At 57.3% G+C, this 14074-nt stretch carries 15 protein-coding genes; 4 read left to right on the top strand and 11 right to left on the bottom strand.

The window, feature by feature from the left end; genetic code table 11:
• Nucleotides 1–17: 17 nt before the first annotated feature.
• The 3 genes from AWB69_RS43625 to AWB69_RS43615 are packed head-to-tail and all read right to left on the bottom strand — an operon-like array spanning nucleotide 18 to nucleotide 1875.
• A complete protein-coding gene (locus AWB69_RS43625; RefSeq protein WP_062092972.1) occupies nucleotides 18–383 on the bottom strand; it encodes an ABC transporter permease subunit in 366 nt (121 codons plus the stop codon).
• A gap of 3 nt (nucleotides 384–386) precedes the next feature.
• Nucleotides 387–1064 carry an ABC transporter permease gene (locus AWB69_RS43620; RefSeq protein WP_062092971.1) on the bottom strand — a complete coding sequence of 226 codons (678 nt, stop codon included), beginning with the start codon at nucleotides 1062–1064 and terminating at the stop codon, nucleotides 387–389.
• Between the two features lie 13 nt (nucleotides 1065–1077).
• Nucleotides 1078–1875, bottom strand: a complete 798-nt coding sequence (locus tag AWB69_RS43615) for a transporter substrate-binding domain-containing protein (RefSeq protein WP_063978053.1) — start codon at nucleotides 1873–1875, stop codon at nucleotides 1078–1080.
• 271 nt (nucleotides 1876–2146) lie between these two features.
• Here AWB69_RS43615 and AWB69_RS48425 point away from each other — a divergent pair, with 271 nt between their 5' ends.
• Entirely contained in the window at nucleotides 2147–2302 is a 156-nt protein-coding gene (locus AWB69_RS48425; protein ID WP_156529197.1) for a hypothetical protein, read from the top strand.
• Between the two features lie 2 nt (nucleotides 2303–2304).
• Here the strand turns inward: AWB69_RS48425 and AWB69_RS43610 are convergent, their stop codons facing one another.
• From AWB69_RS43610 to AWB69_RS43575, 8 genes are all read right to left on the bottom strand, one after another.
• Nucleotides 2305–2808, bottom strand: a complete 504-nt coding sequence (locus AWB69_RS43610) for a prolyl-tRNA synthetase associated domain-containing protein (RefSeq protein WP_062092969.1) — start codon at nucleotides 2806–2808, stop codon at nucleotides 2305–2307.
• A gap of 72 nt (nucleotides 2809–2880) precedes the next feature.
• Nucleotides 2881–4311, bottom strand: a complete 1431-nt coding sequence (locus tag AWB69_RS43605; RefSeq protein WP_197500478.1) for an aspartate ammonia-lyase — start codon at nucleotides 4309–4311, stop codon at nucleotides 2881–2883.
• Nucleotides 4286–5269, bottom strand: a complete 984-nt coding sequence (locus tag AWB69_RS43600) for a LysR family transcriptional regulator (protein ID WP_062092967.1) — start codon at nucleotides 5267–5269, stop codon at nucleotides 4286–4288. The genes AWB69_RS43605 and AWB69_RS43600 overlap by 26 nt, the downstream gene beginning before the upstream one ends.
• Before the next feature lie 67 nt (nucleotides 5270–5336).
• Nucleotides 5337–6734 carry an MFS transporter gene (locus AWB69_RS43595; protein WP_082913860.1) on the bottom strand — a complete coding sequence of 466 codons (1398 nt, stop codon included), beginning with the start codon at nucleotides 6732–6734 and terminating at the stop codon, nucleotides 5337–5339.
• 355 nt (nucleotides 6735–7089) lie between these two features.
• Nucleotides 7090–7818: an amino acid ABC transporter ATP-binding protein gene (locus tag AWB69_RS43590; protein WP_062092966.1), complete on the bottom strand. Its 729-nt coding sequence runs from the start codon at nucleotides 7816–7818 to the stop codon at nucleotides 7090–7092.
• Nucleotides 7793–8530 (bottom strand): amino acid ABC transporter permease, encoded by a 738-nt coding sequence (locus AWB69_RS43585; protein WP_062092965.1) that lies wholly within the window; start codon nucleotides 8528–8530, stop codon nucleotides 7793–7795. Before AWB69_RS43585 ends, AWB69_RS43590 begins: the two co-directional genes overlap by 26 nt.
• Before the next feature lie 3 nt (nucleotides 8531–8533).
• The gene (locus AWB69_RS43580; protein ID WP_062092964.1) at nucleotides 8534–9232 is read right to left on the bottom strand and encodes an amino acid ABC transporter permease; all 699 of its coding nucleotides are present in this window, start codon (nucleotides 9230–9232) and stop codon (nucleotides 8534–8536) included.
• Nucleotides 9233–9269: 37 nt separating this feature from the next.
• Nucleotides 9270–10097 carry an ABC transporter substrate-binding protein gene (locus AWB69_RS43575; protein ID WP_062092963.1) on the bottom strand — a complete coding sequence of 276 codons (828 nt, stop codon included), beginning with the start codon at nucleotides 10095–10097 and terminating at the stop codon, nucleotides 9270–9272.
• 282 nt (nucleotides 10098–10379) lie between these two features.
• Here AWB69_RS43575 and AWB69_RS43570 point away from each other — a divergent pair, with 282 nt between their 5' ends.
• The 3 genes from AWB69_RS43570 (at nucleotide 10380) to AWB69_RS43560 (ending at nucleotide 13946) form a co-directional block, all read left to right on the top strand.
• Nucleotides 10380–11678 carry an aminotransferase class V-fold PLP-dependent enzyme gene (locus tag AWB69_RS43570; protein WP_062092962.1) on the top strand — a complete coding sequence of 433 codons (1299 nt, stop codon included), beginning with the start codon at nucleotides 10380–10382 and terminating at the stop codon, nucleotides 11676–11678.
• A 74-nt stretch (nucleotides 11679–11752) separates the two neighbouring features.
• Complete coding sequence (locus tag AWB69_RS43565) at nucleotides 11753–12682, top strand: LysR family transcriptional regulator (RefSeq protein ID WP_062092961.1); 930 nt, start codon at nucleotides 11753–11755, stop codon at nucleotides 12680–12682.
• 163 nt (nucleotides 12683–12845) lie between these two features.
• Nucleotides 12846–13946, top strand: a complete 1101-nt coding sequence (locus AWB69_RS43560; protein ID WP_062890670.1) for a LacI family DNA-binding transcriptional regulator — start codon at nucleotides 12846–12848, stop codon at nucleotides 13944–13946.
• Nucleotides 13947–14074 lie beyond the last annotated feature (128 nt).

Raw genomic sequence — 14074 nt, 5'->3', positions numbered from 1 at the left:
TAGTTGGGCTCCTTCTATCAACGCTTCACGAACCCTGCACGATGACGCGTTTCAGCGGTACTTCCGCAGGCTGCTAGCGCAATCACTGCGCACGTGAACGGGTCGCGCAATAGCGGCCACACGATGGAATGCCGGATAAACGCGAACTGACCGAAACCGTAATAGAGAAAAAACAATTGCACGAGAGCCGGTGTGCCGCGGAACGCGCCAATATAAAACTTGACGGCATTGCTCATCAGCCTGGATGAGCTTAGTCCGGCGAGAGCAGTCGGCACGCCCACGAGCAGGCCTGCTACTACAATGGCGACAAACAGTTCGAGCGTGACTGGTACTGCCGCAAGCAGTCGGGGCAGGCTCGACAGGAACAACGAGAAGTCAAACATGCCTCACCTCGTCAATGCGGCTGACGTCTTGCGACGGACGCTACTGAACGCGTTTGTCATCGCATAGCTGAGCACGAAGTACACAACGCCAGCGACAAGGTAAAAGAAGAACGGACGATTTGTTGCCTCGACGGCGAAGCCCGTTCGTCGCATCAGGTCTTCAAGACCGACAAGCGAGACAAGGGCCGTCTCTTTGAGCAGCACAGTCAGTTGGTTGCCGAAAGCAGGCACCGCGAGGCGCCACGCCTGAGGGGCAATCACATGAGCAAAGCTGCCTGTTCCTGATAATCCCAAAGCGGCAGCAGCCTCAACCTGGCCGCGTGGAACCTCCAGAATGGCTCCGCGGAAAATCTCCGTCGCGTACGCTCCGAACACGAACCCCAAGGACAGAGCGCCCGCTCCAAACGCATTGATTTCAATGGGCCGGCCCATCAAGTGGGAAAGCGTCGCGCTACCGCCGTAGTACACAAGAAAGATGACCAACAGGTCCGGCACGCCTCGTATGGTGGTCGTATACGCGCCTGCAATCTGCCTGAGTACCCTGGACTGCGACAACTTCGCCGCCGCCATCAGAACGCCAATCACCGTGCCGAAAGCTGCGGCCGCTAGTGCGACCAGCAGGGTCGTCAGGGCACCTAGCAGAATGAGCTCTCCATAGCCGTTCAGAGTGAAACTTGACATGCCGCACCCCGCGTTACATCAGTGGGAAGGGGAAGTACTTCTTTCTGATCTGGTCGTACGTGCCGTTCGCCATGATGGCGGCCAGCGCTGCGTTGATGCGACTGCAGAGCTCGGCGTCGCTGAGTCGAACGGCAATTGCGTTCCCGTCGCCGAGTATTCCACCTTTGAATTCCGGTCCGACGAACGCGAAATCCTTCGAGTCCGGCCGCTTGAAGAAGTCAGCATAAAACGTTGCCTTGTTGCCGATGATGAGGTCGACGCGACCTGCGACGAGGTCCAGTTCCGGCTGACGGGTATCGTCATACAGCACGAGAGACGCCGTCTTGTCGTAACCGTTAGCGGTCAGCCACTGGTGCTGGGAAGAGCCGCGTTGCACCCCGATGCGCTTGCCTTTCAGGCCAGCGGGCGAGACGTCCTTGATCCCGCTGTCCTTTGCCGCGATAAAACTGGACGTGGTGTCCTTGTACCTGTTGGTGAACAGAACCTGCTTGCGCCGCTCGGGCGTTGTCGACATGGAGGCAACGATTGCGTCGTATCGATTCGCCTGGAGACCGGGGATGATGCCGTCCCACGCCTGCGCAACGATCTGGCATTTCAATTTCATCTGTACGCAGAGGGCATTCGCAATGTCTACGTCGAAGCCCTGAAGCTGGCCGGAGGAATCCTTGAAACTCCACGGAGGATAAGTACCCTCGGTTGCAACCCTCAGCGTGTCGCCTGCGGAAAAAGCGGGACCCGACATGACCAATGCTGTAGCCGTCAGGGCGCACGTGACCAATCCTCGAAAAAGTCGAAACAGGGTGTGTGACATGGCATCTCTCTCGTCGCGATTTCTGCGCCCAAGTGTTCCGTCGCATTGGAAGTAAGGTAGTCATTCTTTAATTTAGCGTCAATATTTTAATTTTATGCAAATTCCCTAATCGGGTTTACGCGTGATTTGACGCCCGGATGAACGGTGGAAGTCGTGATGGCACGTGCAATCGTCTGCTCAATGAGCGGGTAGCCGGAGATGCGCTGACGCGCGCGGCGAGGCCCAAAGCCGTCAGGGCAGGCTTGGCTTCCATGACACGCGAGGGTTCGCAATGCCGTTAGCGTCGAAGCCGGCTGAGACCACTCAGGCCTACCTGGAGCGGTGGATTGAAGCGCGGATGCAGGAAGGTCCTCACGTCGGCTTCAAGCGTGAGTTGCTTGCCGCGTTCGCGGCCGGGAATGACATGGCGTGTCAGATTGACAGGTGACTCTAATCGGCCGCGCGACCAGCCAGGACCCGCCAATCTGCAGGGTGGCCGATGCTCGCGAGGAAGTCATCCAATCCAGTACGGGAAAGTGAGACGCTTGCATTGTTTTCAAGCGGATGGAACAGAAACGTCGATTCTCCGGCCAGCTCCGAATCGATGACGAGTCGGATGCGCCTGGCTTCATCATTGACCAACGCGAGGGGGCTCAGAGAACCGGGAAGTGTCCCGAGCAACTCGAAGAGCTTGTCTGCGGATGCGAACGAAAGCCGCTTGCTGCCCAGAATTTTCGCGACTGCGGACAGGTCGAGCGACTTCGTAGCAGTGGTTACTACAAGAACGTGATGGCCGCGTTTATCCTGAAGGAGCAGATTCTTGCAGCGCGCACCTTGCAGAGAAAGCGTCAGCATTCCGGACTCGGCCATGTTGAGCACCGAGTCATGCTGCTCGCAAGCAAAGGCGATGTTCCTTTCCTCCAGGCGTTTTAATAGTTCGTCTTTTCCCAGCATGCTGTCGTCTATCTTTAATCAAAAACGAGCCGACCGACGAAGGTTCCCGGTCGGCTCGCGCCTGGTGAGCGTTTACGCGTCAAACACGGGGTACGACGCCTTGCGGATTGCCGCGATGGTGTCATCGGTAGAAAGCAGTCCGGACTCGTCCAGAATCGTGATCAGGGAGCGGCCTTCGGCCACGGATTGGCGCGCAAGCTTGCTTACACGAGCGTAGCCAATCTTGGGAACCAGTGCTGTGGCTACCGCCATGGATTCCATCAAATGCTGCTCGTTGCGCGCAGCATCAGCCTTGATGCCCTTGATGCACTTCTGTGCGAAACGCTGAATGCCGTTTGTGAGCAGCGCGATGCTGTCGAAAACGCGCGACGCGACCACGGGCTCAAAATGATTGATTTCCAGTTCGCCATATTGCACTGCCTGCGCAACTGCAACGTCATTTCCAACAACTGCAAAGCTCAACTGAATAATCGCCATTGGCAGGACAGGATTGACCTTACCAGGCATGATGGATGACCCGGCCTGCGCTTCCGGCAGCGTCAGCTCTCCGAGGCCGCCGACAGGACCTGACGACAGGACGGTCAGGTCAGATGCGATTTTTGCGAGCGATACAGCACAAGTACGAAGTTCAGCTGAAACACGCGAGAACACATCCATGTTCTGCATGGCATCGAACGGATTGGCCGGTGCCTGGTAATCCACACCGGTTATGCTGCGAAGGTGCGTGTATACCGCGGCACGGTAACCCGCAGGCGCGCCAAAGCCGGTGCCAATCGCGGTGCCGCCCAAAGGAAGTGTCCGGAGCTTGTCGCGGACTGCCACGAGTTCCTCTGCCAAACGCTCTGTCAGAGACGCATAGCCTCCGAATAGTTGACCCAGACGCATCGGCTGGGCGTCCTGCAGGCATGTCCGGCCGAGATGCAGCACGTCAGCGAACTCGGCGGCTTTGCCATCAAACAGGGCAGCAAGTTGCGTGACCTCTTTAATCAACGGTTCGAGCATTGCGTACGTCGCAATTTTCAACGCCGCCGGGTAGACATCGTTCGTGGATTGGGACAGGTTGACGTGGTCATTGGGATGAATCACTTCATAGTGTCCGGCAGCGTGACCCAGGAGTTGTTGGGCACGATTGGCGATGACCTCGTTGAAGTTCATGTTGGTCGATGTCCCACCCGACCCCTCCATCAGGTCGACCACGAACGAAGCGTCAAAGTGTCCCTCGATGACTTCCTGGCATGCTTTGACGATAGCCTCACATTGTTCTCTGGTCAGGACCTCGTTGTCGCGGTTGGCCAAAGCTGCAGCCCACTTGACCTGGGCGAAAGCGTCCCGGAACTGCGGGTAGTGAGCGATGTTCAGAGACGAAACCGTGAGGTTGTCCACTCCGCGAACCGTGTTGACTCCATACAGCTTGTCGCCTGGAATGGCGACCTCGCCGACATAGTCATGTTCGACTCTTTGTCCGTCTTCATTAAGCTTATTCATAGGAATTCCTTTCGCCAACGGTAATAAGTTGCTCTATGTCTGAACCGACGGCTTTCACCCTCGGCATGAATGACGTTTCGATCACTTCGCGCGCTGTATCGCACGCGTCATCAAAAAAAGCGTTGTATTCGTCCCGGCGTGCCACCAGGTAAAGAGAGCGCTCGAGACCCAACTTTTCAATCACATGGATAGCAACCTTGCTTGCATGCGTCACACCCTGAAGAAGGCACATAGGGGACGTGATGGCCCAGCCAATTCCTTCCGCAACCATCGAAGTCAAGGCATCGGCGTTGTCCAGTTCAAGGCGGTTCGGAAGTCGTACTTCAATCCGCCGCAAATACCGCTCGATCTGCATTCCAACCTGTGATGTGCGATTGAACCGGACGATAGGCAAGCTGTTGCCAAGAGCTCGTACATCCTCGATGGTTCGCACAGACTTCCTTAGCTCCTTCGGCGTTATGACAAAGTAGCGCTCCGAGAAGAGCCGGTACCGGACCACGTCATTGGCGTCCATCAACGGGTCGCTGGTGACGATCAGGTCCAGGTCACGCCGCAGGAGTGCTTCTCCCTGCTGGGGACTCAACCCGGTACGTATAGACAACTGCGAAACTTTGCCTAGCAAGTTCTTTGTAAAAACCGAACCACAGGTAGACGCAAACGAGTCGACCAGTCCTATACGCAAGTCCGGTTTAATGCCTCGTCCGGCTTCTACAACCTGTGCCTTCAGATTTGCGATCTCTTCGCTTAAGACGGCGCCCCGGTTCCGAAGTGCGATGCCAAAGGGTGTCAGCGCCAGCGGCCGGGTCGTGCGGTTCACCAGCACGACGCCCAACTCTTCTTCGAGCTGCCGAATGATTTGCGACACACCTGATTGAGATATGCCCAGCTTGGTGGCCGCCGAAGACATGCTTCCCTCTTCCGCGACGGCGACGAAGACCTGTACCGCATGCATATCGATTGGTTTGTTTGGCAACATGGTGTGTCCTGATAAGAGCCTACTGGCTTACGTTCACGCGTCCGGACCGCTGCCGTCCAATGAGCAATCAGATGCGTGTCTTGCTGCTGCCCAACGCGGAGGTAGCGATAGCTGCGTCATGTCGCTCTCCCGCTATCGGCTGGTCATCGGTGGTGTTATCGGACTTTACGTCCGAGAGATTTTCCCCGCCAGTTTCGGGAGCCAGCATATGACAGAAGACTCCGCCGAAAAGCAGCACCGCAACACAGACACCGAGTGCCGCGTGAATGCCCACATGCTGAACTGCGAGCGGCAGCAGGAATGTGCTGATGGCGGAACCGAAGCGGCTTGAGGCGACCGCCAGGCCGACGCCGGATGCTCGAAGATGTGTTGGAAAGAGTTCGGGCGGGTAGACAAATTCGAGGTTCGCCGCAGCCGAGAGAATGCACGCGAAGACGCCGAAAGCCAGCATCGTCCCGACCGGTCCGAAATTGGCGTAGGCAAGCACGGCCAACCCAAGCGCTGCAAGGTAGAAGGTTCCGATCAGGAACGTTCGACGCGAGAGCTTATCGACGAGTACGAGTCCGATCACGGCGCCGGCGAAGAGCAGGATGTTGTAGACAAGCCCGCCCGTGAAGCTGTCTTTGACTTTCAGGGCTTGCAGAACCCTTGGCGCGAAAGTGCCCAGCGCAAAGTAAGGAATAACCTGGCATGTATAGAAGACACAGCCAACGAGGGTGTTCTTGCGCCAACGTGGCGAGAGCAACTCCGACCAGGCACCGCGACGCTGCTGAGGCACCTCCGTCGGCGTCGAAAGCATGACGTCAGGGCCGAACTTGCGACGGATGATGGCGAGCGCTTCGTCGCCGCGACCTCGCTTCATCAGCCACATCGGCGACTCGGGCACGATAAGGCGGAACGGAAGAATCAGCAGGGCCGGAATTCCGCTGGCGGCAAGCATGAGCCGCCAGGCGTCGGGGCCGATGTCCCGCATGGCGAAGCCGGCGAGATAAGCACCGACATACCCCGCTGCCCATGCCGCAGCGAGCACGCTAAGCAGACGCCCACGATAGCGGCGGGGCGAGTATTCCGTCACCAGGGATTTGCTCACCACATAGTCGGCGCCGAGGATGAACCCGAGCACGAGGCGCAAGACCAGCAACTGTTCGGGTGACGTCACGAAATATTGAGCAGCGGAGACTACTGCGAAAAGCAGCATGTCGAACGCAAAAATTGTCCGGCGGCCATATTTGTCCGCAATCGGGCCCGCCAGCATGCTGCCAAAGAACAGCCCCGCAAGCGACGCCGCCCCAAGCAGTCCTGTCCAAAGGGCATTGAGATGAAGCGGACCGGCGGCCATGCTGACGGCAATGCCGATAATCCCCAGCACGAAACCATCACTGAACTGCCCGCCTGTACCGCTGAACGCCACTCCTACGTGAAAGGGGCGAAGCGGTAGATCCTCCAGCAACACCTGTTTGCTCACAATCGTCTCCTGTCTCTCGTTCTGGTGCTCAAGTCGACTGCACCTTGGAAACCAGTTTAGGGTGACGACTTCAAGAAAACAGCATGTCACAAGCGAGTATCACTAATTCTAATACTGTGTCGCAGTGGAGCTGAATCTGCAGCCCCGAAGAAGGGACCTTGACGACACCTCGCCACGATCAAAACCTCACTGTTTCGTGCGGCTGTAGGGCGAAAGCATGCGCAACATCTGCGCGTACAACTTCGGGTTGCTCGCAGCACGAGCTATTCAATGCGCACAGACGTGGCCGCTGCGCATAAATACGCAGAGGCCAAGTTGCTCGGAGCTGTGGAAGATGTGACGTTCGCGGCCTGCCCTAATGCGCCCTCAGATCAGACAGGAACGCTTTGGAACGTGCATGCTGCGGCGCTGTAAAGAATGCTTCCGGAGAGTTTTCTTCGAGAATGACGCCTCTGTCCATGAACCAGACCCGGTCGCTTACTTCGCGAGCGAATCCCATTTCATGTGTCACGCAGACCATGGTCATGCCGTCCCGGGCAAGCGACTTCATGACGTTCAATACCTCGCCTACCATCTCGGGGTCCAACGCGCTCGTGGGCTCGTCAAATAGCATGACGGGCGGGTTCATGGCGAGCGCTCGCGCAATCGCGACCCGTTGCTGCTGTCCGCCGGACAACTGCTGCGGATACGAGTTTGCCTTGTGGGCCAGCCCGACCCGGTCGAGCAAAGCGGCGGCGTGTTCCCGGGCTTCGCGTTTGCTCCGTCCTGATACGCGCACTGGCGCCAGGCAGACGTTCTCACTTACTGACAGGTGCGGAAAGAGATTGAACGACTGAAACACAAAACCTATGCCGCTGCGAAAGTCATTGATCCGCAGACCGGGCGCATGGATATCCTGACCGTTCACGTGGATAACACCGGACTTGATTTCCTCGAGGCGATTCACGGTCCGGATGAGCGTGGATTTTCCAGAGCCGGACGGGCCACAGATGACGACGACCTCGCCTTTCTTCACCTCCGCGGTGACGTCCGTGAGCGCCTGATACTCTCCGTACCACTTATTGACCTTCGAGAACCGAATCATTTGCAATGCTCCTTAGCTGCGTCATCTTGGGCGATCGCTTGCGCGTGATGGTGCGCTCCAGGTGTTGAGCGCATTGTGTGAGCACGAAGCACACGATGAAGTAGGTGATCGCCAAAATGAGAAAAACAGGGAATGGGCGCGTCAGCAAATTGTTATTGACCTGGTTTGCCGAAAACGTCAGTTCCTGCACGCTGATAACGTACCCGATCGATGTCTCTTTGATGATTGAGACAAACTGGCTGATGATGCTGGGTACCATGTTGTAAAGCGCTTGCGGCATGACTACCCAAAGGTTTGTCTTCCAATACCCCATCCCCAGTGCGCGCGAAGCCTCGACCTGTCCCTTCGGAAGCGCCTGGATGCCTGCGCGCACCACCTCGGAGAGATAGGCCGACTCATAGACAATGAGCGTACAGATCAGCGTGGTGAAAGCGGTCACGCTATGACCCACCAGAATGGGTACAAGGAAATATCCCCAGAAAACGAACATCACCAGGGGAACGCCGCGCACGATATAGACCGGTACGGTGGAACTCACGTAGAGGAACCGGATAGGCGATGTCCTGCACAATGCGATTCCAATGCTGATGGGGAAAGACAGGACCAGACCCATCACCGAAAGGATGAGAGTCAGCACAAGCCCCCCAAGGGGCCCGGTCGGATACTGTCCGACCAGCAGAAGCAACCAGTTGTCGCGAATGATGTCGAGCATGAGTTACCTCGCCTGGTTCTGAATACGCTTCTCAACCAGGGCACCCAGTCCCATCAGACCCAGGGACACGGTGAGATAGAACAATGTCGCAACAGCGTAGGCTTCGAACGTCTTGAACGTTTCGTTCTCGATCTCCCGAACAACGTATGTCATTTCCGCTGCACCAATGGTCATTGCAAGGCTCGTGTTCTTGAACAGCAGGACCGTGTGGTTGATAAATGTCGGCAGCGCATTTCTAATGGCTTGTGGAAGCGTCACATAACGCATGGTGGCGAAAAAGCTCAGTCCCAGGGACCGTCCCGCTTCCTGTTGGCCTTGATGCACCGACCTTAGCCCGCTGCGGAGGTCCTCCGAGAAGTACGCCGACATGCACAGGCCAACCGCAATCGATGCAAAGATCAACTCGCCGTCGTGTGCATTGACCCAGGTCTGCGCGGTGTCCGGAAGAAGCGTGGGGACCCCGAAATACCAAAGCAGAATCTGCACGAGCATGGGAACGTTTTGGTGATAGGCCACGAATGCGGCAACGGTTTTTGTTGCTAGGGAAAAGCCTGAGGCGCGCAGGACTGCGAGCACCACGCCCAGTCCCACGGCCAGGGTCCAGCTCGTTGCCGTCAGCTCGAAGGTCTTGATCGCACCGGACACAAGCAGATGCGCAAAAGGTCCGGCAAAGATCGCGCTGAAATCAAGGCGTCCAAGCATGCTTCACTCCTTCTGTCAGCTCGAACCGGCTATGCAATCAGCCGGGAATGGGTGCAGTGGTGAAGTCACGCTTCATCTTGAAGGGCGAACCGGTTCCGAGCCATTTGTTGAAGATTTGCTGCGACTCGCCGGACGCCTGCATCTTCACCAATGCGCCGTTGACTGCATCGGCCAAGCCAGGTTCGCCTTTCCTCATTCCAAGGCCCCAGTATTCACGGCCGACGGCCGGGCTCAGGATGGTGATCGTGTTGGCGTTAGCGCCAAGCTTGTCGATGAAGCGGTGCATGAGGCTCTCCGACAGCACGTATCCATCAACCTTCTTTTGAGCCAGGGCCATGAATGCGGATGGAGCGTCGTCATAGCTGACAATTTGTGCGGTGGGCAATACGCGTTGCACCATGGGTATGTTGCTCGATCCCTTGATCGTGCTGATCCGTTTTCCTGCCAGATCGCCAAGCGTCTTGTTCGAGCTTGCCGTGGATGCAGCAATCACCTGGTTGCTGACGAAGTAGGTGTCCGAGAATGTGATCTGTTGCGCGCGCTGCGGGTTGTATCCCAGAACAGCGGCAAGAATATCGACGCGTCCTTGCGTCAGCTCGGGAATGCGTGCGTCCAGTGACAGCACTTTCAATTCAGGTTTAACGCCTAACTCCTTCGCTACCCCCTTGCAGAAGTCGACGTCATATCCGACTATTTCCCGGGTATCGGGGTCTTGAAAGCCGAAGGGTGCGCCGTTGCTGAGAACCCCGCATACAAGCGTGCCATGCGCCTTTATGTCCGCCAGCTGGTCGGCGTTCGCAACCCCCGCACCGGTCAACAGGGCGGCAAGCGCGGCTGCCGCGATGCATGTTTTGTATCGGTTCACTAGAGTTCTCCAAAAGGACGGGATTTAAGTCAGCGCATAGCCTGCAGGGTTACTACCAAGAGCCGTGCGACCCTGTTGGAACCCATTCTTTCACGCAGAAAATCTGTTCAAAAGTGATATTTTTCGATAGTGTTGTATCGCTTTTATTCATCCGGTGACCGGAATTAAAGCGATGAGATATCATCAAAAAAAATCGCTTTTCGTCTGGTTTTGCGAGACTTATCGTGGACCCGAAATGTCGCGAGAGCGTCTTGCGAATGACGACCAAAAAAGGGATAGACGATGGAAAGCGCGGACGGGCAACTTTTCAGCGACGCGCTGATGCGCGTTGTCAGAGAGAAGTTTCACTATGTTGATTCGGACTTCACGGGGCGCAAGCGGCTCTACTTTGACAATGCGGGTGGCTCTTACCGCCTGAAGAGGGCCGTCGAGCGATACTCGGAAGTCGACCTGATTCCAGATAACCCGGAACGCATACATGAAGTCGCCCGCGCGTTGCAGGCGATACAAAGGAAGGGCGGAGAAGATGCCCGCCTGATCCTGAACGCGGAAGAGGGAACGCTCTACGCCTCGTTGACCGCCTCGGGGGCCATGTTCCAGATGGTCCAGGCGATAGCGGGAGCCGTTCCCGGGACCAACATGGTGACGACGGTACTGGAGCATCCGTCTTCGTACGACGCCGTGGCCCTATACGCGCAAGGACTGGGTAAAGAGCTTCGTGTCGCGAAGAGCAATCGGGTCACAGGGGGCATTGACGTTGAGGAAGTGCTTGGCCTGATTGATGCCGGGACTTGCCTGCTTAGCCTTATTTATGCATCGAACATTACCGGCGCGAAAATCGATCTCGAGCGGATCGTGCGGGAAGCGAGAGCGATCAAACCGGATCTGTACATTGTTGTTGATGCCGTGCAGCACGCTCCGCACGGGTTGATCGATCTGGAAAAGACGCCCGTTGACGGCATCAATTTTGCACCCTATAAATTTTTCGGATGCAGAGGGTCCGGCATCTCATGGCTCTCCCCTCGCGCGGCGAGGTTGCCCCATCAGAAGCTTGCCGCAAAACCGGAAGATCACTGGGACCTGGGCAGTTCGGCGCCGGCGCAGTTTGCTGTCGTAACCGAGATTGTCGACTACGTATGCTGGCTGGGAGGTCAGTGCGTGGATTCGACTGACCGCAGGTCGCAATATGCGGCGGGCATGAAGGCTATCGGACTACACGAGCGGGCCCTGCTTTCAAGAATGCTCAATGGAGCCGGAGAAGTGCGCGGGCTTCGCGACTTGGCCGGTGTCCAGGTCTTGCTGGACCACAATGACCTGACTCGCCGTGACCTGATTCTCGCGATTGCATTCGATGATCTTCCCGAGGTCGAGGCGGTCAGGGAATACGAGCGCCGGGGCGTCATTGTCTACGAGCGGGTATCAACAAGCCTGTATTCGAAGCGAATGCTCGAATCGTTTGGATTGACAGGGGCGGTTCGCATCTCCCCCTTGCACTGCAATTCGCCCGAAGACATTGACGTATTCCTCCAGGTGACTGCCGATATCGCCAAAAAAGCGGCTGTCAAGGGCATCAACGTGTAACCCCGTGGAATAAGTCTGAAAAGAGATGTTATTGTCGCTGATAACATCTCTTTCGCACTTACACCCGGACCGGCATGCTTACTTTCAAACAGATGGAAGCGTTGTACTGGATTGTCCAGTTGGGGTCCTTCGAGGCCGCCGCCGGGAGATTGAACACGAGCCAGTCGGCAATATCGAAACGTATACATGAACTTGAGTCAGCATTCGATTTCCTGGTATTTGACCGGACCTCGCGTGCGGCCCGGCTCACTGAAAAGGGCAATGAGCTGTTCGAGTATGCGAAGGAACTACTGGAGCGGCGGGACGAAATTGTTGAGCGGGTAAGCGCCAAGGAAGTGCTTATCCGGCGGATCCGGATTGGCGTTACCGAATTGACCGCGCTTACGTGGTTGCCGCGCCTGATATCTGTTATTAAGGAAACCTATCCAAAGGTCAATGTCGAGGCCGAGGTCGAGTTGAGCGCCACGCTGAGGGACCGGCTCTCAACCGATACCGCGGACCTGATCATTGTCCCCCAGGCTGCAACAAGCGAGCGCTTTACCAGCATCCCGGTCGGCACCGTGGAAAACGCATGGATGTGTTCTCCTTCGCTTCATTCAGGCAAAGCCACAATACCCATCGCGGACATTGCCCATCTTCCCTTGCTTCTGCAGGGCAGTCTGTCGGGGACCGGGCTGACTTACTCCCAGTTTTTGTCCGAGAACGGAGTAAGCACGGCGAAAATCCTGGTCGCCAACAACCTGGTCGCACAAATCGGGTTGACTGTCTCGGGAATGGGCGTGAGCTACTTGCCGAAGACATGTCTTAACTACATGGTCACCGCAGGTATCCTGAAGATCATTAAAACGAAGCCCGCTCTTCCGCCGGTCCACTACGTGGCGCTCCATAGAGCAGAGCATGCCTATTCGCTCAGCAGTCAGGTCGCGCAACTGGCGCAGAATTGCTGCGATTTCAATGCAAACCTGCTGGATCCGCGGGCGCTTTCGTCCGCAAACCAAACTTGAGTGCGACGCGAGGAGACAGTCCGGCGAAACGGGAATATGCCACGTCATTCGTCAATCCGCTCCCGCGTATCCGGATAGCGATTGGCTCTCTTGAGCACCTTCCACATTGCGGTCTGGAATCGTCATCCAGTATCATTCACACACCAGATCAATGAAGAGCACGATGCCCGACGACGACAAGTTTCCGACTTCCGCGCCTCCCCGCATGGCGGATGTAGCGCGCATCGCCGGGGTCTCCAAGATGACGGTGTCTCGTGTCCTCGCGGGCCGGCCCGTGAGCGTGGCCACGCGTGAGCGCGTACTGGACGTGGTCAATCAACTGGGTTATGTCGCGGACGCGGCGGCCGGCGCGTTATCGTCGGGACGTTCTTCTTTCGTCGCGGTCCTCGTGCCCTCGCTCTCAAGCTCGAATTTCTCCGATACCGTTCGCGGTATCAACGACGTGATCGAACCCGCCGGCATGCAAATGCTGCTGGCGAATACGGACTATCACCTGCCGCGCGAAGAGGAGCTTGTCAGGGCGCTGCTTCGCTATCAACCGCGTTGCATTGTATTGACCGGCAGTCACCACACGGCCGAGACTCACTCCCTGTTGGAGCGTGCGCGCATTCCCGTCATCGAGACATGGGACATGCCGGCGCATCCTATCGATCGTGTTGTCGGCTTCTCCAATGCCGAAGCGTCCCGTGCCATGGTCCGCCATCTTTACGAGCGCGGTTATGAACGCATTGCTTTCGTCAGCAGCGCGTCGAAACTCGACCGGCGCGGTATCGACCGGCGGCGCGGTTATCTGAAGGAAGTCCGGGCGGCCGGCTGTGAACCTCGCGACATCACGAAGAGCGCGTGGACCACGACCATGGCGCACGGCGTTGCCATGGCTCATGGGGCAGCGGCGCTGCAACAGTTGCTCGAACGCTGGCCCGACACCGACGCCGTGATGTGCGCGAGCGACATCCACGCGTTCGGCGCGGTCATGGCGTGTCATCGGCTTGGCTTGTCGGTGCCGGGCGATATCGCGGTGGCGGGGTTTGGCGACTTCGAAGTGTCCAGGCACTGCTATCCGACCATCACGACTGTTTCCGTCGATGCCTATGGCATTGGGCGCGCTACCGGCGAATCGCTTCTCTCGGCGCTCGATGAGGCGGAAGGCGAGGGCAAACCGGACAAGACCCGAGGCACGAAAACCGTTGCAGCAACGAAGCGAAAGCCGCTGCCGACGGTCATCCAGATTCACTACGAAGTGGTGCCACGCGAGAGCACATAGCGACTCGCGCGGCACCCGGTCACGTCAATGATTGTGGCGTGACTCGCCCTTCGTCTCGACGATGTTCAGGTACAGCGTGGCCGGTTCGAGGCACGCGCCGCTGCCGTGCTGTCCGACCATGCTGCGGT

The organism is Caballeronia udeis, from assembly GCF_001544555.2.
GTDB lineage: Bacteria > Pseudomonadota > Gammaproteobacteria > Burkholderiales > Burkholderiaceae > Caballeronia > Caballeronia udeis.
The sequence above is the reverse complement of the archived record's forward strand: the minus strand, read 5'-3'. Positions and strand labels throughout refer to the sequence as shown.